Below are 21858 nucleotides of genomic sequence, written 5' to 3' on the forward strand. Positions count from 1 at the left end.
CCATGACCGTCGCTAAGACCCTGAAGACCCTTATGATGACCGGCATCGCCACCGTTGCGCTGAGCGCTTCGGCCATGGCACAGGACATCACGCTGCAGCTTGGCCACCCGGCCAACGAGGACAACATCTGGCACAAAGCCTCGATGAAGTTCGCCGAAGAGCTGTCCACCCTCACCGATGGCCGTATCGAAGTCGAGGTCTACCCGAACGAGACGCTCGGCAAGGAGATGGACGTCATCAACGGCATGCAGCTTGGCACCGCCGACATGACCATCACCGGCGAGTCGCTGCAGAACTGGGCGCCGATGGCGGCCCTGCTGGCCGTGCCCTACGCCTACACCACGCTCGAAGACATGGACGCGGCCGCAGGTGGCGAACTGGGCGAGCGCATCGAAGCGCAGATCATCGAGCAGGTCGGCATCCGCCCGATCGCCTACTTCGCCCGTGGTCCGCGCAACCTGACGTCGAACCGTCCGATCTCTTCGCCCGACGATCTGAACGGCCTGAAGATGCGCGTGCCGAACGTGCCGCTGTTCCTCAACGTCTGGCAGGCGCTCGGCGCGAGCCCGACCCCGATGGCCTTCTCTGAGGTGTTCACCTCGCTGCAGAACGGCACCATCGACGCACAGGAAAACCCGCTGGCGCTGATCAAATCGGCGAACTTCAACGAGGTGCAGGACTACGTGAACCTGACCCAGCATGTGCGGTCGTGGATCTACCTGACGATCTCGGACATGGCTTGGAACCAGATGTCCGAAGAAGATCAGGCCAACGTCATGGAAGCGGCTCAGCGCGCGCAGGACTACGAGCGCGAGCTCTTCCTCGCCGACGAAGAGCAGCTGGTGAACCAGCTGACCGAACTGGGCATGGAGTTCAACGAGGTCGACAACGCGGCCTTTGCCGCAGCCGCCAAGGACGCGGTGCTCTCCTCGGTCTCTGAAGAGATCAAGCCCGAGGTCGAACAACTCTTCGCGGAGTAAGACCCACCCCATCGTGGGCCCCACCTCCCTCCTCCGGGGCCCACGCGCCCGGGGCCGGACCCTCCTCCCCTCTTGGTCCGGCCCCTTTTCTTAAATTCCACAGCGAGCCATCCCATGCAGAAGGTCGTCTCGATCCTGACCATCATCGCCCGCATCGCGACGGGGCTCAGCTTTCTCGCCATCATCGTCGCCGTCGTGATCCAGCTTCTGGGTCGCTCGGGGCTGATCGATGCGGTCGTCTGGACCGAAGAGCTGACCCGCTTCGCCCTGCTCTACCTTGCCGCCTTCGGCGTCGGACTGGCCTACAGATCGGGCGATCTGGTGAACGTCGACATCGTCTGCGAAGCCCTGCCCGACCGCGTCTCTTGGCTGCTGCGGCTGATCTGCGCCGCGATCACCGTCGGCTTTGGTGTGCTGCTGCTCAAGGCCACTTGGCTCTATGTGTCGATCGGCGTGCGGCAGACCGCCCCGTCGCTCGGCGTCCGCATGGACTTCGTTCACGCCTCGGTGCTTGTTGCGCTGGTCTCCCTGAGCCTGTTCGCGCTGCTGCGCGTCATCGGGATGCTGACCCACCAAGAGCATGGGCTCCCTGAAAAATCCGAAGAGGAGCTCTGAAATGGAGCTGACTATCCTGCTCGGCTGCTTCCTCGGCGGCCTGATCATCGGCCTGCCGGTGGCAATCACCCTCGGCGTCTCGTCGATGGCCTACATCCTGTTTCAGGGCATGCCCCTCGTCGTCATCCCGCAAAAGATGTACGCGGGCATGGACAGCTTCGTGCTGCTCTGCATCCCCGGCTTCATCCTTGCCGGTAACCTGATGAACGCCGGCGGCATCACCGGGCGCATCGTGCGGCTGGCACAGGCGCTGGTCGGCTGGATGCGCGGCGGTCTGGGTCTGACCAACGTTGCCGCCTCGATGCTGTTCGGCGGCATCTCGGGCACCGCCGCGGCCGACGCCGCCTCGATCGGTGGCATGATGATCCCCGGCATGAAGAAGGCGGGCTACCCGGCCGATTTCTCCGCTGCGATCACCGCCGCCTCCTCGACCGTCGGGCCGATCATCCCGCCCTCGGTGCCGATGATCATCGTCGGCACGCTGTCGGGCATCTCGGTCGGCAAGATGTTCATCGCCGGCGCGCTGCCGGGCATTCTGATGGGCGTTGCGATGATGGTCACCGCGTGGATCATCGCCAAGCGCAACAACTTCCCGCGCCAGCCTTGGCAGGGCGCGGGTGAGCTGTGGAAAGCCTTCCTCGGCGCGTTCTGGGCGGTGGCCATGACCGGCTTCATCGTCGGCGGCCTGCTGATCGGCTTCGCCACCCCGACCGAAACCGCCGTGGTCGCCTCGATCTACGCCTTCGTGGTCGGCGCCTTCGTCTACCGCGGGCTGAAGATCCGCGACGTGCCGAAGATCCTGATCGACAGCGCCGTCTCGGCCGCGGCGATCCTCGTGCTGGTCGGCCTTGCCAACGTGTTTGGCTGGATCCTCGTGTCGGAACGCATCCCGCAGATGATCGCGGACTCGGTGCTCTCGCTCACCGATAACAAGTTCCTCGTGATCCTGCTGATCAACCTCGTGCTGCTGTTCGTCGGCATGTTCATGGAGACCATCGCCGCGCTGATCATCCTGTTCGGGCCGCTGCTGGCGTTGGCCACCGGCGTCGGCGTCGATCCGCTGCACTTCGCGGTCTTTGCGGTGCTCAACCTGATGATCGGCCTGACCACCCCGCCGGTCGGCGTGTGTCTGTTCATCTGCGCCGGCATCGGTCGGGTCACGCTGTGGCAGGTCACCCGCGCGATCATGCCCTTCATCATCACCAATATCATCGTGCTGCTGCTGGTCTCTTACGTGCCCTTCTTCAGCACCTGGCTGCCCTCCCTCCTCGAGAACTAGGACGATCCAATGACCAACCGCATCGCACGGCTGCACGGACAAAAAGACCTGCGCGTCGAGACCATCGAAGACCCGAGCCCCAGTGCGGGCGAGGTGGTGGTCGCCATCGGCGCGGGCGGCATCTGCGGCTCCGACATCCACTATTACGCCGACGGCGGCATCGGCACGATCCGCGTTCAGGAGCCGATCATCATCGGCCACGAGGCGGCGGGCACCGTGGTGTCCGTCGGCGAGGCCGTCGACGGCGTGTCGGTCGGGGACGTGGTTGCGGTGAACCCGTCGCACCCCTGCGGCACTTGCAAGTTCTGCCAGCAGGGCGACCACCAGCACTGCATGAACATGCGCTTCAAGGGCTCGGCGATGTTCCTCCCGCACGAGCAGGGCTTCTTCCGCGACCGCGTCGCGATCGGCGCCGGCCAGTGCTACAAGATCGCCGCGGGCGTGCCGATGGCCGAAGCCGCGCTGGCCGAACCGCTCGCCGTCTGCTGCCGCGCAGTAACCCGTGCGGTACAGGTCGCCGGACCGCTCGAAGGCAAGCGTGTGCTGGTCACCGGCGCAGGCCCGATCGGCGCGCTTTGCGTTGCGCTGGCCAAGCACTATGGCGCGTCGGAAATCGTCGTCACCGATCTGCAGGACGCAACGCTGGAAGTGGCCAAGCAGGTTGGCGCGACCCGCGTCATCAACGTTGCCACCCACGCTGCGGATCTTGTCGACTACCAAGCCGAGAAAGGCCAGTTCGACCTGTGCTTCGAATGCTCCGCCGCCGGCCCGGCGATCCGCTCGGCCATCGCCTGCACCCGCCCGCTCGGCACCATCGTGCAGGTCGGCGTGATGGGCGACACGCCGGTGCCCTTCAACATGCTGGTTTCGAAAGAAATCAACCTGTGCGGCACGCACCGCTTCGATGCCGAGTTCGGTCAGGCGGTCGATCTGATCAACTCGCGGGCCATGACACTTGCACCCATCGTCACCCACTCGCTGCCGGTCGATGAAGCCGCCGAGGCGGTGGAACTGGCGATGGACCGGGGCAAGGCGGTCAAGGTGCAGCTGACCTTCAGCTGATCTTCCGCCCTTTGCCGAGAGCCGCGCTGCCCACCCAGCGCGGCTCTCATCTTATTCAGGGTCTGCAGCGGTCAATGCGTGGGCTGCCGCTCTGCCGACGGGCGCATGGGCACGCCCGGCATGGTCTCGGCCAACTCTCCCATCGCGCAGATCAGGCGCTGCCCCGCATTGCCCTCGCAAAGCAGCAGCGCATGCGCCTCGGCATCCGCCCTCCGCCCCCGTCGCATCGCCCGGAAGATGTTGAGAAACAGCCGCTCGTGCCCGCACAGCCGCGCCGCGCAGCCAGGACAGTCTGGATTGGAGAAGTTGAACGGGTTGCGCCGGGCGTGGCGCATCTCCTGCACCGCGCGCAACACCGCGAAGACCACATCTGGCGCGTCTTCCCGGCCCAGCACCTGCTCGGCCCCCGACATGGCGCGCAGCCAGCCTTCGGACTGCGGATGCGCGAAGGACTGAAAGAAATAGCGCGCGATCATCAGCACGGTGAGATCGTGGCGGCCCAGACCGGTAAGGTCCGAAATACCTGCGGATCCGCCGCAGCGTGCGTGGTTGGGGCCTTCGGGGGTTGCTTGCATATCTGCCATGGTGTCTCCGCCTGTCCGGGCGGTCGCTGTGCGACCGGATCATTGTCCTGAGCTGGCGTTGGCGCTGGCCTACGCCATTTCCTGACAGATTTTATCGGACTTATCAACCCGCCGTCGCTACGTGGCATGAGCCTGCCGCATGGCGGGGTCACGCGATTGGCGATGGTGACACGCCCGCCCCGCCCCTATCTCCCCCGACAAGCGACGATGACCCGCCCGGAGACCCCTGATGGCACAGGCAGAAGCACATCTTCATTCCGTTCCCACCGAAGGCTCGCTGCGCCGTGCCGCGGATCTGCTGATGGGACATTGGCAGCGGCTCAGCGCCGCCGCCCGCCGCAGCCGCTTCCAGTGCCCCGCCGGACCCGATTGGCTGCAACGCCGCGCCGAGACCAGCCGCCCCGACCTGCTGCTGGGTCTGGAGGCCGATGGCGACACCCGCGCCGTGATGGAACTCTACTGTGCCGGCGAGGCTCATGCAGAGATCGCGCTGTCGGTCGAGGATGCCTATCAGGGCCGCGGCTATGGCCGCCGCCTGTTCGCCGCCGCGCTGGAGCACGCCCGTGACATGGGGATCGAGACCGTCGAGGCCACCTTCAGCCACGACAACCGGGCCATGCTGCAGATCGCCCTCGGGGCCGGCGCGCGGATCGTCGCGGAACGCGGCAACCGCTGCGCGACGGTGCGGCTCTAAGCCCCGGCTCAGACCTCGGCGGCCTCGCGCATCCGCGCCCGGCACCACGCCATCACCGCGTCCACCTCCGCCGGCAACGCTTCGGCAAGGTCTTCGGCAAACCCGAGAAACGCCTCGAGATTGCCCTCGTTCACCGCCACGAGCACAGGCACACCCGACGAGAGCGCCTCGCCGATCACCGGCCGAAAGCCGCGCCCGTCGACTTCCTGTTTACCGAACTTGTTGACCAGCAGCAGCGCCGCGCCCTTCTGCAGCCCGACGCTCACCAGCCCCACAACGCGTTCGAGCCCCTGCGGATCAAGCCGGCAGCCCCGCGACAGCGCCCCGAGGTCCTGACTGATGCGCACCACGTCGTCGCCGCTCAGAACCTGAAGGTCCATGTGGCATTTGCTGGTCGGCCCGGTCTCGATATTGTGCTGCACCGCGCCCGCCAGAGGCCAGCCCTCGGCGCGCAGCCGGTCGGCGACCTCGCGCATCAGCCGGTCCACCTCACCGCGTCCCAGACCCGTTACGTACCCAAGCATGCTCGTCCCCTTGAAACTCCGCGGCACAGGTTACAAGATGCCCAACGCGCAGGCCAGAGGAGGCGCAAGATCATCCGCATGCCCGAAATTCCCCTGCTCCCAAATCCCACCGACACGCGCCTCACACGGCGCATCTCGGGCACCGATCAGACCGGTGCCGAGACCGAGATCTCGGTGGTCGAGGAGCGCCCGCTCACCATCTATCTCAACCGTCAGGAAATCGTCACCGCGATGACCATCGGCGACTACCCCGAGTATCTTGCGCTGGGGTTCCTGCGCAATCAGGGGATGCTGCGCGCCGATGATGTGGTGACCGGCGTCGACTACGACGACGAGATCGAGACCGTTGTCGTCCGCACCGAGCGCGAGACCTCTTACGAGGAAAAGGTGCAGAAGAAGACACGCACTTCGGGCTGCGCCGTCGGCACGGTCTTCGGCGACATGATGGAGGGGCTCGAGGGCCTTTCCCTGCCCCACGCCGAGGTGCGCAGCTCGTGGCTCTATGCTCTGGCGAAAGAGATCAACACCACGCCCTCGCTCTACCTCGAGGCCGGGGCAATCCATGGCACGGTGCTGTGCCAGCAGGAGAAGCCCTTGGTCTATATGGAGGACGTTGGGCGGCACAACGCGGTCGACAAGATCTCGGGCTTCATGTTCCGGCATGGCGTGGGGTCCGAGGACAAGATCCTCTACACCACCGGGCGGCTGACCTCGGAGATGGTGATCAAGACCGCGCTGATGGGCATTCCGGTGCTCGCTTCGCGCTCTGGCTTCACCGCCTGGGGCGTCGAGATCGCCCGGCAGGTGGGCCTCACGCTGATCGGCCGGATGCGTGGGCAGCGTTTCGTGTGCCTGTCGGGTGAAGAGCGGCTCGTGCGCGACGTTGACCCGGCTTCGGTGCCGGAGGAAGACCGCAAGTCGCGCCGCAAATCCGCACAGGGAGCCGCCGAATGAGCCGAGCCTTGCAACAACCGCTGGGGGTGATCCTCGCCGGCGGCCTCGCCACGCGCATGGGCGGCGGCGACAAGGGGCTACTGGAGATCGGTGGCGCGCCCCTTCTGCAGCGCGTCATCGACCGGATCGAGCCGCAGGTGGGTGGGCTGGCGCTCAACGCCAATGGCGATGCGGGCCGCTTCGCCCGCTATGGCCTGCCGGTGCTGCCCGACACGATCCCCGGCTTCCCCGGACCGCTCGCCGGCGTGCTCGCGGGGCTCGACTGGGCCGCCGAACAGGGTGCCGACAGCATCGTGACCGTGGCCGCCGACACGCCCTTCTTCCCCTGCGATCTGGTGCCGCGCCTGCTGCTCGCCGCCGAAGACGCGCCGCACCTGCTGGCGCTGGCCTGCACGCCACGCTCCGGCGACGAGGCGCTGAAATCCGGCGGCGGCAAGAAAATCAACCGGCACCCGACCTTCGGCCTCTGGCCTGTTTCGCTACGAAACGACCTGCGCGCCGCACTTGAAGACGGGCTGCGCAAAGTGGTGCTCTGGACCGACCGGCATGGCGCGGGCGAGGCGGTCTTCCCCGCCGAGCCGTTCGATCCGTTCTTCAACGTGAACACGCCCGAGGACCTGGCGCGGGCGCAGGCGCTCGCCTCATGAGGATATACGGCGTCACTGGCAGCAAGAACTGCGGCAAGACCGGGCTGATGGAGCGGCTGGTGGCGGAGTTCTGTTCCCGTGGGTTTTCGGTCTCGACCCTCAAGCACGCCCATCACAGCACCGATGTCGACCAGCCCGGCCGCGACAGCTATCGCCACCGGGAGGCCGGGGCGCGAGAGGTGCTGCTTGCCTCGCCACATCGCTGGGCGCTGATGCACGAGTTGCGGGATGCCCCGGAGCCGTCGCTGTCAGACCTGCTGACAAAGCTGAGCCCCGTCGATCTGGTGCTGATCGAAGGCTACAAGGCCGCGCCGCACCCGAAAATCGAGGCGCATCGCGCCGAGACCGGCAAGCCGCTGCTCTCGCTGCAGAACCCCAGCATTCGCGCCGTCGCCGCCGACAGCGCCGTGGAGACCCCCCTGCCCCGCTTCGATCTGGACGACACCGCCGCCATCGCCGATTTCATCGCGCAAGAGGTGGGGCTGTGAGCTTTGACACCTTTGTCGTGGTCGACTGGTCCGGCGCGTCGAAACCCTCGCCCGTGGGCGAGAGCAAGGACGCCATCTGGATCGGCATCGCCCGCGCCGAGGGCATCGAGGCCAGCTATCACCGCACCCGCGCCGCGGCGACGAACACGCTCATAGCCCTCTTCGAGCAGGAGCGCGCCGCCGGACGGCGGGTGCTCGCGGGCTTCGATTTTCCCTTTGCCTATCCGCGCGGCTTCGCCAAGGCCCTCACCGGCAGCGCCGATCCTTTTGCCATCTGGCACACGCTGGCGCAGCGGATCGACGACGCGCCGGACAATGCCAACAACCGGCTCGAGGTGGCCGCCGGGATGAATCGCCTGTTCCCCGGCAACGGACCGTTCTGGGGCAATGGCATGGCGCGCGAGATCGCCGACCTGCCGCGCACCAAAGACGGCTATGTCAATTCCTTTGCCGAAAAGCGCGCCTGTGACGATACCCCGGGCGCGCAGCCGGTGTGGAAGCTCGCCGGGGCCGGGTCCGTTGGGTCTCAGGCGCTGCTCGGCCTCCCGCGCCTTCAGGCGCTGCGCGAACGCTTTGGCCCCGATCTTGCGGTGCGGCCCTTCGAGCAGCAGGACGCGCCCATCGTGCTGGTGGAGCTGTTCCCCTCGCTGATCAAGGACACGGTCGCGGCGCTTTCCGGGCAAAAGGAAATCAAGGACCGGGCGCAGGTGCGCGTGCTGGCCGGTGCGCTTCGCGCACTCGATCCGGCGCTGCTCGACACGCTGACCCGCGCGGGCGATGCCGAAGAGGGCTGGATCCTCGGCCTCGGCCATGAGACTGCCCTCGCCGACGCAGCGCGTTCCGCCTTCCCCCAGACCTCCGAGCCCGCCATGCCGACCGACCCTTCCGCCGACCTTGCGCCGCCACGCCTGCGCGACGATTGCTTTGCCATGCCGCAGGGCGTGTCATGGGTGCCGGTGGACGAGGCGCAGGCCAAGCTGCGGGCGGCGCTGCATGCGGTTACCGGCGTCGAAACTCTGCCAACCGCCGACGCCACGGGCCGGGTTTTGGCGGCGGATGTGACCGCCAAACGCTCCAACCCGCCGATGCCCAACTCCGCCGTCGATGGCTACGGCTTTGCCCATGCCGCCACCGGTAGCGGCGTGCAGCGCCTGCCGCTCGTCGCGGGCCGCGCCGCCGCCGGACAGCCCTATCCGCACGCCGTGCCCGCTGGCCACGCGGTGCGCATCCTGACGGGGGCGATCCTGCCCGAGGGTGTCGATACGGTGGTGCTCGAGGAAGACACCAACACCGACGGCACCACGGTGGTCTTCGATGGGCCGATCAAGCCGCGTGCCAACACCCGCAAGGCGGGCGAGGACGTGGAGGCCGGAGCACCCGCGCTGCCCAAGGGCCGCCGTCTACGGGCCCCAGATCTGGCGCTGGCCTCGGCGCTTGGCGTCGCCGAACTGCCGGTGCATCGCCCGCTGCGTGTGGGGGTGCTCTCGACCGGCGACGAGATTGTGCCCGCGCCCGATCTGCCCGCCGCCCCGCATCAGATCTGGGACGCCAACCGCCCGATGTTGCTGTCGCTGGCGCAGGGCTGGCACTATGAGCCGGTGGATCTGGGCCATGTGACCGACGACCCCGCGCGCATCGAAGCCCGCCTGAGCGACGGCGCGCGCCGTGCCGATGTGATCCTCACCTCCGGCGGCGCCTCGGCGGGGGACGAAGACCATATCTCTGCCCTGTTGCGCGCCCGCGGCACACTGTCGAGCTGGCGCATCGCGCTGAAACCCGGGCGCCCATTGGCGCTGGCCATGTGGGACGGCGTGCCGGTCTTCGGTCTGCCCGGCAACCCGGTGGCTGCGCTGGTCTGCGCGCTGGTCTTTGCCCGTCCCGCACTGTCGCTCATGTCCGGCGCCGGGTGGGCCGCGCCGCGCGGATTTACCGTGCCCGCTGCCTTTTCAAAGCGCAAGAAGCAGGGCCGCCGCGAATATCTGCGCGCCCGGCTCACCGAGGAGGGTCACGCAGAGGTCTTCGCCTCGGAAGGGTCTGGCCGGATCAGCGGGCTGTCCTGGGCCGATGGGCTGGTGGAATTGCCGGACGACGCGATGGACGTGACGCCCGGCACCCCGGTGCGCTACATCCCCTACGCGTCCTTCGGGCTGGTCTGAACTCAGCCCTTGCGCACCAGATAGACCTGCGCCTCGCCCTCGTCGGCGGTGCCGACAAGCTCGTGCCCGGCCTCGTTGCAGAAGTGCGGCACGTCGATCACCGCCGCCGGATCGGTGGCGACGATGCGCAGCACCTCGCCCGCGCCCATGCCCTGCAGCCGCTTGCGCGCCTTCAGCACCGGCAGCGGGCAAAGCAGCCCGCGGGCGTCGAGTTCCTGTGTCCAAGTCAGTTCGTTGGTCATGCGATCTGCTTAGGCAAGAGCGCCTGTTCTGTCCATCCTCTCTCTGATCGCCCGATAGATAAACCCTATCAACTGACGGCATAGCAATATTGACCTGAAATGATTGGATGCCTCACAACCGTCCAACCCACCGACGTGAGAGGGAGGCATGAGATGGCGCTGGATCGACAGCAGGGAATCTGGACATCCGGACGCAAGGGCGGCAAGGGCCGCGCCACGCCGAAGGGGCGGCAGCTGGACGATCAGGCGTGGGACGAGGTCCGCGCGCTGCTTGGCGAACGTCCGCGTCGGCGTGATCTGCTGATCGAGTTTCTGCATCTCATTCAGGACCGCTATGGTCATCTGTCGGCGGCGCATCTGCGCGCGCTGGCCGAAGAAATGCGCCTGTCGATGGCCGAGGTCTGGGAGGTCGCCACCTTCTACGCGCATTTCGACCCGGTGAAGGAGGGCGAGACCCCGCCGCCCGACCTGACCATCCGCGTCTGCGACTCCCTGTCGTGCGAGATGGCGGGCTCGGAAGCGCTGTTCGATGCGCTGTCCGCCGGGCATGATCCCGCCAAGGTCCGGGTGCTGCGCGCGCCCTGCATGGGCCGCTGCGACACTGGCCCCACGGTCGAGATCGGCCACCTGCACGTCGACCACGCCACCCCCGAGAAGATCCAGTCGGCGCTCGACAAAGGCGACTTCGAGCCGGTGATCCCGAACTATCAGGGCTTTGACGCCTATCGCGCCGGTGGCGGCTACGATGAGCTGCTGACCCTGCGCGAAAACGGCGATTGGGAAGCGGTACAGGAGGCCATCTTTGCCGCCGGTCTGCGCGGCATGGGCGGCGCGGGCTTTCCGTCAGGCAAGAAATGGGAATTCGTTCGCGCCAACCCCGGCCCGCGCTATCTGGCGGTGAACGGCGACGAGGGCGAGCCGGGCACCTTCAAAGACCGTTTCTACCTCGAACGCGAGCCGCACCTGATGCTCGAAGGTATGCTGATCGCCGCATGGGCGGTCGAGGCCGAGAAATGCTTCATCTACATGCGCGACGAATACCCGGCGATCCTGGACATCCTGCACAAAGAGATCGCCGCGCTCGAAACCGCCGGGATCGTCGCGCCCGGTTACATCGACCTGCGTCGCGGGGCCGGGGCCTACATCTGCGGTGAAGAATCCGCGATGATTGAATCAATCGAGGGCAAGCGCGGCGTGCCGCGGCTGCGCCCGCCCTATGTGGCGCAGGTGGGGATCTTCGACCGCCCGACACTGGTGCACAATGTCGAAACGCTGCACTGGATCGCCCGCATCAGCCGCGAGGGCCACGAGATCAAATCCGAGGTCGCGCGCAACGACCGCAAGGGCATGCGCAGCTACTCGCTGTCGGGCCGCGTCGCCAACCCCGGCGTCTACGTGCTGCCCGCGGGCAGCACGATCAACGACCTGATCCGCGCCGCGGGCGGCATGGCCGAGGGGCATGTGTTCAAGGCCTACCAGCCGGGCGGGCCGTCCTCGGGCTTGCTGCCGGCCTCGCTGGGCGACGTGCCGCTGGATTTCGACACGCTGCAGCCGCATGGCACCTTTATTGGATCGGCGGCCGTGGTTGTGCTGTCGGACAAGGACAGCGCCCGAGGTGCGGCGCTCAATATGCTGAAGTTCTTTGAAAAGGAAAGCTGCGGCCAGTGCACCCCCTGCCGCGTGGGTTGCGAGAAGGCTGTGAAGCTGATGCAGGCCGAGGCATGGGACGGCGAGCTGCTTGAGGACCTGTGTCAGGTGATGACCGACGCCTCGATCTGCGGCCTCGGTCAGGCCGCGCCGAACCCGATCCGGCTGGTGATGAGGCACTTCCCCGAGGAGGTGAAATGATGCGCGCTCCCTCTCCCCGCCCTCTGCGGGACGCGCAGCAGCGCGGCCGCGGCACAGACACCCACTCCAGCCACCGGGAGGCATGAGCCATGGCCGACGGATCTAGCATTCCCCAAACCGCCTTCATCCTTGACGGTCAGGAAGTCACCGCGCTTCCAGGCGAGACCATCTGGCAGGCCGCCAAGCGGCTCGGCACCGACATCCCGCATCTGTGCCACAAGGACGCGCCGGGCTACCGGCCCGACGGCAACTGCCGCGCCTGCATGGTCGAAATCGACGGCGAGCGCACGCTGGCCGCCTCCTGCTGCCGCGCGCCCTCCGAAGGCATGAAAGTCACCACAGACAGCGCCCGCGCCAAGAAATCGCGCGAGATGGTCATGGAGCTGCTGCTCGCCGACCAGCCCGAGCGCGACGCGGCGCATGACCGCAGTTCGCACCTTTGGGACATGGCCGAGATGACCGGCGTTTCGCAGAGCCGTTTTCCCAAGCTGGAAGAGCCCCGTATTCCGCTGCTCGACGACAGCCACGTGGCGATGAAGGTCAACCTCGACGCCTGCATCCAGTGCAACCTCTGCGTTCGCGCCTGCCGCGAGGTGCAGGTGAACGACGTGATCGGCATGGCGGACCGGGGCCACGATGCCTTTCCGGTGTTCGACATGGACGACCCGATGGGCGACAGCACCTGCGTCGCCTGCGGTGAATGCGTGCAGGCCTGCCCCACTGGCGCGCTGATGCCCGCCACCGTGGTGGATGATCAGCAGCACGGCGACAGCAAAGACTTCGACGAGGCGGTGCAGTCGGTTTGCCCGTTCTGCGGCGTCGGCTGTCAGGTCTCGCTGAAGCTCAAGGACGGCAAGGTCAAATACGTCGAGGGGATCAACGGCCCCGCCAACGAGGGGCGGCTCTGCGTCAAAGGCCGCTTCGGCTTCGACTACATCCACCACCCGCACCGGCTGACCAAGCCGCTGATCCGCCTTGAGGGCGCTCCGAAGGGGCTGAACGTCGACCCCGCCAACCCGTTCACCCACTTCCGCGAAGCGACATGGGACGAGGCGATGGACGCCGCCGCCGGCGGGCTCGCCAAGCTGCGCGATGCGGGCGGCGAGACGGTGGCGGGCTTCGGCTCGGCGAAGTGCACCAACGAAGAGGCCTATCTCTTCCAGAAGCTGATCCGGCAGGGGTTCGGCCACAACAACGTCGACCACTGCACGCGGCTGTGCCATGCCTCCTCGGTTTCGGCACTGATGGAGAACGTCGGCTCGGGCGCGGTCTCGGCCACCTTCAACGAGATCGAGAACGCCGACGTGGCCATCGTCATCGGCGCCAACCCGATCGAGAACCACCCGGTCGCCGCGACCTTCTTCAAGCAGTTCGCGCAGCGCGGCGGCAAGCTGATCGTCATGGACCCGCGCGGTCAGGCGCTGAAACGCTTTGCCAGCCACATGGTGCAGTTCCGCCCCGGTGCCGACGTGCCGCTGCTCAACGCGATCATGTCGGTGATTGTCGAGGAAGGGCTGTACGATCAAGCCTATATCGACAAGTTCACCGAAAACTGGGAAGCAGAGAAACAGCACCTCGCTGGCTTCGCGCCCGAAACGCTGGAAGATCTGACGGGCATTGATGCGGCCACGGTGCGTGACGTTGCGCGCACCTTCGCCACCGCCAACGCGGGGCTGATCTTCTGGGGCATGGGTGTCAGCCAGCACATCCACGGCACCGACAATTCGCGCTGCCTGATCAGCCTCGCGCTGATGACCGGCAACGTCGGCAAGCCCGGCGCGGGCCTGCACCCGCTGCGCGGCCAGAACAACGTGCAGGGCGCCTCGGACGCGGGGCTGATCCCGATGTTCCTGCCCGATTATCAGGACGTCACCGATGACGGCGTGCGCTCGGCCTTCACTGAGATCTGGGGGTCTGATGATTTCAGCGCCCGGAAGGGACTGACTGTCACCGAGATCATGGACGCCGTCCACGACGGCAGCATCCGTGGCATGTATGTCCTCGGCGAGAACCCGGCAATGTCGGACCCGGACGTCGTGCATGCCCGCGCGGCGCTGGCCAAGCTAAAGCATCTTGTGGTGCAGGACATCTTCCTCACCGAGACCGCAAACTACGCCGACGTGATCCTGCCCGCCGCCGCCTTCTACGAAAAGACCGGCACGGTCACCAACACCAACCGGCAGGTGCAGATGGGCCGCGCCGGAGCCACGCCACCGGGCGAGGCGCGCGAGGACTGGCAGATCACGGTGGATCTGGCGCAGCGGCTGGGGCTTGGCTGGACCTACACCCACCCGCGCGAGGTGTTTGCCGAGATGGCGCGCGGCATGCCCTCGCTCGACAACATCACATGGGACCGGCTGGAGCGCGAGGACGCGGTGACCTATCCGTCGCTCTCGCCAGAGGATCCGGGCCAGCCCATCGTCTTCGCCGACGGCTTCCCCCGCGAGGGGGGCCGGGCGCGCTTTACCCCCGCCTCGGTGATCCCGCCGGACGAGCAGCCCGATGCCGACTACCCGATGGTGCTGACCACGGGGCGGCAACTGGAGCATTGGCACACGGGCTCGATGACCCGCCGCTCGACCGTGCTCGACGCGGTGGAACCGGGCGCGAATTGCTCGCTGCATCCGTCGACGCTGCGCAAGCTGGGCGTCGAGCCCGGCGGCATGGTCAAGCTGCAGACGCGGCGGGGCGAGATCGAGGTCATGGCCCGCGCCGACCGCGCAGTGGCGCCAGACATGGTGTTCCTGCCCTTCGCCTATGTGGAAGCGGCGGCCAATATCCTCACGAACCCAGCGATCGACCCCTACGGCAAGATCCCCGAGTTCAAGTTCTCGGCGGTGCGGGTGACGGCGGCGTAGCGGGCGGAAGACCGCCCGGAACAAGGCGAAGCCGCCGGGCGAGCGGTCGTTCATGGGGCGCCATCGGTTCAAGCCCGATGGACGACGCCGTCCCGGCGGGCTGGCGCTCACCCGGCTTTCGTTGCGCAACGCCTTGGTCTTCACCCCACCTGCGGCAACCACACGCAGAACACGGCCCCGCCGCCTTCGGCATTGGCGGCGGTGATCAGCCCGCCTGCCCGCTGCACGATGCTCTGCGAGATCGACAGGCCCAGCCCGGTGCCCTCGCCGCGCCGCGTGGTGAAGAACGGATCGAACAGCGTGCCAAGGTGCTCTTCGGCGATGCCCGGCCCACTGTCGCGCACTTCCAGCGCCACGCCCGCGACACCCTCACGCATATCCTCGCGCAAAGTCATCCACAGCGTCCCCTCGGCCCCCATGGCCTGCGCCGCGTTGAGAATGAGGTTGATCACCACCTGCTGCATCTCGCCGGCCTCGATCGCCGCCTGCGGCAGCGGCGGCAGATCGGTCACCACCTCAATCGCGCCTTTGCCCAACGCGTGATCCACCAGCAGCAGCGAGTCCTCGACCAGCGGCGCCAGATCGACGCCCTCGCCGCAGTCGGAAAACTCTGAGGGGCGGGCGAACTTCAGCAGTTTGCCGACGATCGCCTGCATGCGCATCACCTGCCGGTCGATCAGCGTCAGTTCGGTCTCGACCGGGGCGGCGGCCTCCCCAAGTTCCATGCGGATCACCTCGACGTTGCCTTGGATCACCGCCATCGGATTGTTGATCTCATGCGCGACGCCTGCGGTGATCTCGCCGATCGACGCGAGCTTCTCGCTCATCACCAGTTGGCGATAGGTCTCTTCTAGCTTGGCATTGGTGTCGCGCAGTTCGGCTGTGCGCCGGTCCACACGGTCTTCCAGTTCCTCGGCCCAGGCCCGCAGCTTCAGATCGCGGTCCTGCACCTGATCCAGCAGCCCGTCGAGATGCGCCGCAACCTGCCCGATCTCGTCATCGCCCACCGGGCCTATGCGCGCCGCAAGGTTGCCGCGCCGGACCCGGCGCATGATCGCGGTCATCTTCTCCAGCGGCGCAAAGATCCCCTTCGCCATCCAAAGGAACACCGGCGCCGAAAGCAGCAGAACCCCGGCGAAGGCGGCCATCATCCACAGATAGGCGCGGCGCTTGGCCTCGGCGAAGGGCGCTTCGAGAAACCCGACGTAGAGCATTCCCACCCGCTGCCCGAAGCTATCGCTGAGCGGCAGGTAGCCCGAGATGTACCAGTCGTTGACCACGAAGGCGCGCGCCAGCCACGTCTCGCCCTCGCCCAGCACGGCGTTGCGCACCACCGCCGAGACCCGCGTGCCGAGCGCGCGGACGTCTTCGAAAAGCCGCACATTGGTCGAGACCCGCACATCGTCGAGGAACAACGTCGCGGTGCCTTGCCGCGTGCCGCCGGTGAGCGGATTGCGATAGACCAGCGCGTTGATCGCGTCGATGAACCCGAGGTTGCTGTTGAGCAGGATGCCCCCCACCAACACCCCTTCCCGACCCCGCAGGCGCACCGGGCTTGCCGAATGCACGACCATGCCGCGATCCTCGACCAGCCGGTCTGTGGGCACCGCGGCCTCTGTCTCGATCAGGTCGATGCGGGCGCGGGCGGCAAGGTTGCCGGGCAGCGCGGCAAGCGCCGCGGGTGGAAAGACGTCGATAGCAGTCTGGCTGCGGCCCCGCGCCGCCTCGGCGATCACCGGCCAGCGCGCCGCCGCGCCGGCGACTTGGGCGGCGGGCAGGTAGTAGAGGAAATCCAGCCGCAACTCGGCGCGTTTGTTGAGCAGGAACTGCCGGTCTGGGCCACCGCTTTCGAAGGCGTCTTGGAAGGCAACGGACTCTGCGACGCCTGTCAGCTCCTCGCCGGTGCGGGTCATCAGATGCGACAGGTATTGCTCGGCGATGCGCAGATCGCTTTGCACGTTGGCCGCCAGCAGATCGTCGTAATCGCCGGTCCATCGGGTCATGCCCAGCAGCAGCAGCAGCGGCATGAGCACGACAAGCGGTGCCAGCGCAAGGATCAGCAGGCGCAGGCGGACAGAGATCATCGGGCGGGTCACGGGTCTCATACTGGCACCGAGCCTAGCACGGGCGTGCGCGGCGGGTCAGTGCTGATGCGGCTCGTGCGGATCGTCGAGCGAGCCATGCACGGCGAACTGGTCGAGCCCGGCATCGCTGGCTTCGATCATCCGGTAGCTCTCGCGCACACCGGCATCGGTCAACTCGCGCGCGACGGTCAGCAGCGTGTTCGGCGCATGGTCGTCGCACAGTTCGATCATCTGCGCCAGTTCCTCGGCGGCGACCGGGCGCGCGGCCTCGACCGAGGGAGCGCCGTAGTAGGTGACGAAATGCTCGGCCAGACGGTCGGTCAGCGCCTCAAGCTCGCCCGGCTCCAGCGCGGTGACGGCGACGAAGGTGACCCGGCCAAAGGTTTCCAGACCCAGCCAGCCGTTGGAGAAGGCCTGCCGGGCCTTGCCGGTGAGGTCACCCTCCGTCCAGTTGGAGAACTCGAAGCCCCCCGACAGGCACCATTCACCGGTGCGCGCAGGACTGGCGAAGACGCGGCTGTCGCTCTCGTCGAAATGGATGGCACGGGCCAATTTCATGGGGCGGGCTCCAAAAGCGTGGTGAGCGGGATCACATGGGTGGTCTCGGCGTCGCGCAGCAGCATGCCGAAATCCTCGTCGACACCGAGGAAGGTGCCGGAAAGGCCGTTCTGCGTGACCTCTTCGCCCACGTCCTGCGCCAGCGCGCGCCATTCGGAATGCAGCGCGCGGTTGCCCTCGCCTTCCCAGCGGTTCACCCAGTTCAGCGTGTGGCGCGCCCATGCTTCCAGCAGCGCGGGCGGCTGCACCTCGGCGCAGCCCTCGGCATAGAGAGAGGTCTGATCGGGGGTGTCGCCGGGGCGGTCATTGGCGGGGATCAGCGGCAAGGTGAAGCCGATGACCAACCAGCCGGGCACCTGCGCCGGGTCTTGCGTGGCGGCCATGCAGCGGAAGTGGCCGCAGGAGGCGCCGTTGACGCGGATCCCGCCATCCCAATCGAGATGCACGGCCACCTCGGGCGGGGCCATCACACCAAGCGCGTTCTGGAACCCCACACCGCAGAGCGGCAGCATCGCCATCGCCTGCGCCAGCGGCACCTCCGGCGCGAAGACCAGCGCGCCCTGCAGCACGTCGGCACCGAACCGATAGGCGACCAGCCCGGCATCGCACCCCAGAAGGGCGCGCTGGCAGGCATGGTCGAAAGCATCGGTGGCGACCTCCTCGCCCCAGAGCAGGGGCGGGAAGGCCAGTTCCTCGGCCGCGCTCATGCCACCCCCTTGGCCACCAGCGCCGAGGCGATGTCGTGGAACGACTTGGCCTGTGCGCTGTCGGGCTGGCTGACCACCACTGGCGCGCCGCCGTCCGAAGCAAGGCGGATCTGCAGATCCAGCGGCACCTCGGCGAGCAGCGGCACACCCAGCTTCGCCGCCTCGGCTGCCACGCCGCCGTGGCCGAAGACATGCTCTTCATGACCACACTTCGAGCAGATGTGGGTGCTCATGTTCTCGACCATGCCCAAGATAGGCACGTTGAGCTGCTTGAACATGTCGATGCCCTTGCGCGCGTCCAGCAGCGCCACGTCCTGCGGCGTGCTGACCACGATGGCGCCGTCGACCTTGGCCTTCTGGCTAAGGGTCATCTGCACGTCGCCGGTGCCCGGCGGCAGGTCCACCAGCAGCACGTCGAGCGCGCCCCATTGCACCTGCGTCAGCATCTGCTGCAGCGCGCCCATCAGCATCGGCCCGCGCCAGACCACCGCCTGATCCTCGTTGGTCATCAGGCCGATCGACATCATGGTGACGCCGTGGTTGCGCAGCGGCAAAATGGTCTTGCCATCGGGGCTCGCTGGACGACCGGAGACCCCCAGCATGCGCGGCTGGCTGGGGCCGTAGACGTCGGCATCCAGCAGGCCGACACGCCGGCCCTGCTGCGCCAGCGCGCAGGCGAGGTTGGACGAGACGGTGGATTTGCCCACCCCGCCCTTGCCCGAGGCGATGGCGATGATGCTGTTGATCCCCGGCACCGGCTGCGGGCCCTGCGGCTCGGCCTTGCGCATCTTCAGATCCGGCGGCGCCTTCTCGGTGTGCCCGGTCAGCACGATGGCCACCGCCGAGACACCCTCGGTGGCGCGCAGCGCGGTTTCCGCCTGCTCCTTGATCTTGGTATAGGCGTCGCTCTGGCTGGGCGGGATTTCCATGACGAACCGCACCGCGCCCGCCTCGTCCACGTTCAGCGCGCGCACCACGCCGCTCGACATAATGTCGCCGCCCGCAACCGGATCGGCGATGCTCTTCAGGACGGTCTGAACCGTCTCTCTGCTGGCTGGCAAGTCTTACTCCTGTCCCTTGATCTCGCCCGTGACCTCATGGGTCAGGCCAAGCTCCTCGATCGTCACCACGGCCTTCACCGCGTAGCTTTTGCCGGCTGTGGCGTTCTCGCGCATGGCCTCTTCGATGGCCTGCTGCGAGGTGACGCCCACCTGCTTGAGGAACTTGCGCATGGACATGTTGAAATCGTCGCTCATCGGGGCCTCCCTTGGGTCGCGGTTCAATGGTCGCGCCGCTTGCTGAGATAATCGTCGGTCGTCCGGGGCCGCGGGCGTTCCCCGGCGGCAAAGGGGTTGTCCTGCGCATGATACTGCGCATTCACCCGGCAGTCGTCACACATCTGGATCATCCGCAGCTTGTCCCCGCTGAACATGGCATGGGACTGAAGCTTTTCGGTGATCCGGTCAATGGTCGACTTCACCCCGAAGAGCGACCCGCACTCGACGCAGGCGAAGGGCTCTTCCTCGTTGATCACGCGCTGCTCCAGCGCCTCGTCGCCCAGCTGCAGCCGCGGCTCGAGGGTGATCGCATCCTCGGGGCAGACGTTGGCGCAGAGGCCGCACTGCAGGCAGGCGTCTTCCTGAAAGCGCAGCTGCGGCAGGTCGGGGTTGTCGCCAAGCGCCCCCGAGGGGCAAAGCGACACGCACGACAGGCACAGCGTGCAGGCGTCCTGATCGACCAGCACCGCGCCGTAGGGGGCCCCTTCGGGCAGCGGCAGGGTCTCGGCGCCGGGGTGCAGCGCGCGGGCGGCCTGACGGGTGATCTGGCGACGGGTGCCCATGGGGCGCACCGGCGTGGCGACGGGCGCAGGCGCCTGCTCGGCATAGAGCGCTGCGGACATGGCATCGGGGTCGGGCGTTTCCAGCAGCGTGACCTTGCCGCCGCCGCTGATCGCATCGGAAAGCGCCACCTGCGCCGACAGCGCGGGAATATCAGCTCCCGGCCCCGGCAGCACGGTCACCGAGGCGAAACCGGCGGCCAGCGCAGCCACGGCCTCGGCATGGCCGAAGGCGCCGATGGCGCGAATTTCCATCGGGATCACATCGGCGGGCAGGCCATCGCCGTGGCGCGCCGACAGGCGGATCATCTCGGCGCCATGCGCGTCATGCACCAGCAGGCGCGGCGCATGGCCGCCCGCCTCGAGATAGGTCTTGGCCAGCGTCTGCACACGGCGGAAGGTCAGGTCCACCGGCGGCGCGTCGTAGCTGATCGCGCCCGAGGGGCAGGCCGAGGAACAGGCGCCGCAGCCGGCGCAGATCATCGGATCGATCGACACATGCTCGCCATCGGGCGAGATCGCGCCGGTCGGGCAGAGGTCGAGGCAATTGGTACAGCCGGTCTGCCCGGCGCGCGAATGGGCACAGAGCAGCGGCTCGGTGCGCACGTAAAGCGGCTTTTCGAAGGTGCCGACCAAGTGCGAGGCGGCCATGACCGCCGCCGCCACGGCTTGCGGACGGCCCGGATCGGCGCGCAGATAGCCCTCGCGCTTTTCGTGCGCCGGAAACAGCGGCGGCTCGCGGCGCAGGTCGAGAATAACATCGCATTCCGACACGCCGCCGTCGCGCGGCTCGGTCAGAGTGAAGGCGCGGCCCTCGGGCTCGATTTGCCGCAGCGCATCGATGGTCACGCGGAACTGGCCGAGCGCGCCCTGCGCCTTGCGCAGCTTGCCGGTAACCACGTCAAAGGCGCGGGTGTCGGGCAGTTCGTCCGCCTCGTCCAGCAGCACGGTCACACCCAGGTGCGGTGCCAATTGTTCGGCGGCCTCGATCGCGGCCTCGGCGGACCCGATGATGAGGCACAACCCTTCGGAAATCACATCAAGGGTTTTCTCGGACGCGGCGGGCAGCATGGCCTCGGCGGCGAGGGCGGACATTTTGGCCACTTTCGAGCCTTGGTCCGCGCTCCACCCGGCCCGGTCCCGCAGATCCAGCAACGGCGCGGGCTCGACCCCCAGCTCCTCGGCGAGGGCCTCGAAGGTGCGGCTCTCCTGCTCGCAGCAAAGAACAACATTCCCCTGCGTCAATCCCTTTGCCGCGCGGTCGACCTGAGAGGTGCACAGCGCCTTGCAAGGGGGGGCGACCTCGAATCCCGTCGCCTCGGCAAGGGCCTCGGCATCGATGGACTGGGTGCCCATACAATCACATGTTATCAGGGTCTTGGTCATGATTTCCTTCCTGGCGGACGGCGCGGTTCATGGGCTTTCGTCGCTCGCTGAGACCGCTAGCTAGACCCGATTCGCCCCCTCTCACAACTCAAATCCTCGAGCGGAAAGCCGCTGGCCAGCTGCGACGCCGGGCCGCAGCGCGGCAGGTGATTCGCATGCTGCACCGCGGCACTTTTCCAGAGCAAAAAACTCGGGATGGACAATTCGTCCCTGCCCCATTTTTGCCCCCTGAGCGACTACCCAAAATGTCCAACTGCGGCCGCAGAATACCGCGGTGCACCGATTGGCCCTTTCGCCATGAGGTCTACATGTTTCAATGAGCGTGGGAGGAAGGATATCACTGTGACTGGTCATC

At 67.2% G+C, this 21858-nt stretch carries 20 protein-coding genes; 11 read left to right on the forward strand and 9 right to left on the reverse strand.

Annotation, left to right across the window (positions count from 1 at the left end):
• Positions 1 to 2 precede the first annotated feature (2 nt).
• From ACXAJT_RS16670 to ACXAJT_RS16685, 4 genes are all read left to right on the forward strand, one after another.
• A complete protein-coding gene (locus ACXAJT_RS16670) occupies positions 3 to 980 on the forward strand; it encodes a TRAP transporter substrate-binding protein (protein WP_475237064.1) in 978 nt (325 codons plus the stop codon).
• A 114-nt stretch (positions 981 to 1094) separates the two neighbouring features.
• Positions 1095 to 1595 carry a TRAP transporter small permease gene (locus ACXAJT_RS16675; RefSeq protein ID WP_475237065.1) on the forward strand — a complete coding sequence of 167 codons (501 nt, stop codon included), beginning with the start codon at positions 1095 to 1097 and terminating at the stop codon, positions 1593 to 1595.
• A 1-nt stretch (position 1596) separates the two neighbouring features.
• Positions 1597 to 2874, forward strand: coding sequence for a TRAP transporter large permease (locus tag ACXAJT_RS16680; RefSeq protein ID WP_475237066.1), 1278 nt, complete (start codon positions 1597 to 1599; stop codon positions 2872 to 2874).
• A 9-nt stretch (positions 2875 to 2883) separates the two neighbouring features.
• Entirely contained in the window at positions 2884 to 3936 is a 1053-nt protein-coding gene (locus ACXAJT_RS16685) for an L-idonate 5-dehydrogenase (RefSeq protein WP_475237067.1), read from the forward strand.
• Positions 3937 to 4007: 71 nt separating this feature from the next.
• On the opposite strand, the gene ACXAJT_RS16690 is transcribed toward ACXAJT_RS16685, so the two are convergent.
• Entirely contained in the window at positions 4008 to 4520 is a 513-nt protein-coding gene (locus ACXAJT_RS16690) for a hypothetical protein (RefSeq protein ID WP_475237068.1), read from the reverse strand.
• A gap of 229 nt (positions 4521 to 4749) precedes the next feature.
• Between ACXAJT_RS16690 and ACXAJT_RS16695 the strand changes: the two genes are divergently transcribed.
• Positions 4750 to 5214: a GNAT family N-acetyltransferase gene (locus ACXAJT_RS16695; protein WP_475237069.1), complete on the forward strand. Its 465-nt coding sequence runs from the start codon at positions 4750 to 4752 to the stop codon at positions 5212 to 5214.
• Positions 5215 to 5222: 8 nt separating this feature from the next.
• Here ACXAJT_RS16695 and ACXAJT_RS16700 read toward each other — a convergent pair whose 3' ends face one another.
• On the reverse strand, positions 5223 to 5738 hold the full coding sequence (locus ACXAJT_RS16700) for a DUF2478 domain-containing protein (protein WP_475237070.1): 516 nt from the start codon (positions 5736 to 5738) through the stop codon (positions 5223 to 5225).
• A gap of 78 nt (positions 5739 to 5816) precedes the next feature.
• Here ACXAJT_RS16700 and ACXAJT_RS16705 point away from each other — a divergent pair, with 78 nt between their 5' ends.
• Genes ACXAJT_RS16705 through ACXAJT_RS16720 form a run of 4 tightly spaced genes read left to right on the forward strand, consistent with a single transcriptional unit; the run spans position 5817 to position 9983 of the window.
• Positions 5817 to 6692, forward strand: a complete 876-nt coding sequence (locus ACXAJT_RS16705) for a formate dehydrogenase accessory sulfurtransferase FdhD (RefSeq protein WP_475237071.1) — start codon at positions 5817 to 5819, stop codon at positions 6690 to 6692.
• Entirely contained in the window at positions 6689 to 7339 is a 651-nt protein-coding gene (mobA, locus tag ACXAJT_RS16710) for a molybdenum cofactor guanylyltransferase MobA (protein ID WP_475237073.1), read from the forward strand. Before ACXAJT_RS16705 ends, mobA begins: the two co-directional genes overlap by 4 nt.
• Positions 7336 to 7827 carry a molybdopterin-guanine dinucleotide biosynthesis protein B gene (mobB, locus tag ACXAJT_RS16715; protein WP_475237074.1) on the forward strand — a complete coding sequence of 164 codons (492 nt, stop codon included), beginning with the start codon at positions 7336 to 7338 and terminating at the stop codon, positions 7825 to 7827. Before mobA ends, mobB begins: the two co-directional genes overlap by 4 nt.
• Positions 7824 to 9983, forward strand: a complete 2160-nt coding sequence (locus ACXAJT_RS16720) for a molybdopterin-binding protein (protein ID WP_475237076.1) — start codon at positions 7824 to 7826, stop codon at positions 9981 to 9983. Before mobB ends, ACXAJT_RS16720 begins: the two co-directional genes overlap by 4 nt.
• 2 nt (positions 9984 to 9985) lie before the next feature.
• Here ACXAJT_RS16720 and ACXAJT_RS16725 read toward each other — a convergent pair whose 3' ends face one another.
• Entirely contained in the window at positions 9986 to 10225 is a 240-nt protein-coding gene (locus ACXAJT_RS16725) for a sulfurtransferase TusA family protein (RefSeq protein WP_475237078.1), read from the reverse strand.
• Between the two features lie 153 nt (positions 10226 to 10378).
• On the opposite strand from ACXAJT_RS16725, the gene ACXAJT_RS16730 reads away from it, so the two are divergent.
• Together ACXAJT_RS16730 and fdhF are read left to right on the forward strand one after the other, a co-directional pair.
• Positions 10379 to 12073: an NAD(P)H-dependent oxidoreductase subunit E gene (locus tag ACXAJT_RS16730; RefSeq protein WP_475237079.1), complete on the forward strand. Its 1695-nt coding sequence runs from the start codon at positions 10379 to 10381 to the stop codon at positions 12071 to 12073.
• Between the two features lie 89 nt (positions 12074 to 12162).
• Positions 12163 to 14931 carry a formate dehydrogenase subunit alpha gene (gene fdhF, locus ACXAJT_RS16735; RefSeq protein ID WP_475237081.1) on the forward strand — a complete coding sequence of 923 codons (2769 nt, stop codon included), beginning with the start codon at positions 12163 to 12165 and terminating at the stop codon, positions 14929 to 14931.
• A 140-nt stretch (positions 14932 to 15071) separates the two neighbouring features.
• Here the strand turns inward: fdhF and ACXAJT_RS16740 are convergent, their stop codons facing one another.
• From ACXAJT_RS16740 to ACXAJT_RS16765, 6 genes are read right to left on the reverse strand one after another with little or no spacing between them, the layout of a single operon-like run.
• Positions 15072 to 17015, reverse strand: a complete 1944-nt coding sequence (locus ACXAJT_RS16740) for a sensor histidine kinase (protein ID WP_475237266.1) — start codon at positions 17013 to 17015, stop codon at positions 15072 to 15074.
• Between the two features lie 57 nt (positions 17016 to 17072).
• Positions 17073 to 17573, reverse strand: a complete 501-nt coding sequence (locus tag ACXAJT_RS16745) for a DUF6505 family protein (protein WP_475237083.1) — start codon at positions 17571 to 17573, stop codon at positions 17073 to 17075.
• Positions 17570 to 18280, reverse strand: a complete 711-nt coding sequence (locus ACXAJT_RS16750) for a DUF4444 domain-containing protein (RefSeq protein WP_475237085.1) — start codon at positions 18278 to 18280, stop codon at positions 17570 to 17572. Before ACXAJT_RS16750 ends, ACXAJT_RS16745 begins: the two co-directional genes overlap by 4 nt.
• Positions 18277 to 19341 (reverse strand): iron-sulfur cluster carrier protein ApbC, encoded by a 1065-nt coding sequence (apbC, locus tag ACXAJT_RS16755; protein ID WP_475237086.1) that lies wholly within the window; start codon positions 19339 to 19341, stop codon positions 18277 to 18279. Before apbC ends, ACXAJT_RS16750 begins: the two co-directional genes overlap by 4 nt.
• A gap of 3 nt (positions 19342 to 19344) precedes the next feature.
• Positions 19345 to 19536: a DUF6494 family protein gene (locus ACXAJT_RS16760; protein WP_066111407.1), complete on the reverse strand. Its 192-nt coding sequence runs from the start codon at positions 19534 to 19536 to the stop codon at positions 19345 to 19347.
• A gap of 23 nt (positions 19537 to 19559) precedes the next feature.
• Positions 19560 to 21503, reverse strand: coding sequence for a 4Fe-4S binding protein (locus tag ACXAJT_RS16765; protein ID WP_475237087.1), 1944 nt, complete (start codon positions 21501 to 21503; stop codon positions 19560 to 19562).
• Positions 21504 to 21858: the final 355 nt, after the last annotated feature.

The sequence above is a fragment of the Salipiger sp. ABF4_146 genome (assembly GCF_056161345.1).

Bases quoted from the DNA above. Each gene is read 5' to 3' on its own strand.
- mobA (WP_475237073.1), top strand. From the start codon at position 6,689: ATGAGCCGAGCCTTGCAACAACCGCTGGGGGTGATCCTCGCCGGCGGC.
- ACXAJT_RS16690 (WP_475237068.1), bottom strand. From the start codon at position 4,520: ATGGCAGATATGCAAGCAACCCCCGAAGGCCCCAACCACGCACGCTGC.
- ACXAJT_RS16745 (WP_475237083.1), bottom strand. From the start codon at position 17,573: ATGAAATTGGCCCGTGCCATCCATTTCGACGAGAGCGACAGCCGCGTC.
- ACXAJT_RS16740 (WP_475237266.1), bottom strand. From the start codon at position 17,015: ATGATCTCTGTCCGCCTGCGCCTGCTGATCCTTGCGCTGGCACCGCTT.
- fdhF (WP_475237081.1), top strand. From the start codon at position 12,163: ATGGCCGACGGATCTAGCATTCCCCAAACCGCCTTCATCCTTGACGGT.
- ACXAJT_RS16670 (WP_475237064.1), top strand. From the start codon at position 3: ATGACCGTCGCTAAGACCCTGAAGACCCTTATGATGACCGGCATCGCC.
- mobB (WP_475237074.1), top strand. From the start codon at position 7,336: ATGAGGATATACGGCGTCACTGGCAGCAAGAACTGCGGCAAGACCGGG.
- ACXAJT_RS16730 (WP_475237079.1), top strand. From the start codon at position 10,379: ATGGCGCTGGATCGACAGCAGGGAATCTGGACATCCGGACGCAAGGGC.
- ACXAJT_RS16680 (WP_475237066.1), top strand. From the start codon at position 1,597: ATGGAGCTGACTATCCTGCTCGGCTGCTTCCTCGGCGGCCTGATCATC.
- ACXAJT_RS16705 (WP_475237071.1), top strand. From the start codon at position 5,817: ATGCCCGAAATTCCCCTGCTCCCAAATCCCACCGACACGCGCCTCACA.
- ACXAJT_RS16750 (WP_475237085.1), bottom strand. From the start codon at position 18,280: ATGAGCGCGGCCGAGGAACTGGCCTTCCCGCCCCTGCTCTGGGGCGAG.
- ACXAJT_RS16695 (WP_475237069.1), top strand. From the start codon at position 4,750: ATGGCACAGGCAGAAGCACATCTTCATTCCGTTCCCACCGAAGGCTCG.
- ACXAJT_RS16760 (WP_066111407.1), bottom strand. From the start codon at position 19,536: ATGAGCGACGATTTCAACATGTCCATGCGCAAGTTCCTCAAGCAGGTG.
- ACXAJT_RS16765 (WP_475237087.1), bottom strand. From the start codon at position 21,503: ATGACCAAGACCCTGATAACATGTGATTGTATGGGCACCCAGTCCATC.
- ACXAJT_RS16700 (WP_475237070.1), bottom strand. From the start codon at position 5,738: ATGCTTGGGTACGTAACGGGTCTGGGACGCGGTGAGGTGGACCGGCTG.
- ACXAJT_RS16675 (WP_475237065.1), top strand. From the start codon at position 1,095: ATGCAGAAGGTCGTCTCGATCCTGACCATCATCGCCCGCATCGCGACG.
- ACXAJT_RS16725 (WP_475237078.1), bottom strand. From the start codon at position 10,225: ATGACCAACGAACTGACTTGGACACAGGAACTCGACGCCCGCGGGCTG.
- ACXAJT_RS16685 (WP_475237067.1), top strand. From the start codon at position 2,884: ATGACCAACCGCATCGCACGGCTGCACGGACAAAAAGACCTGCGCGTC.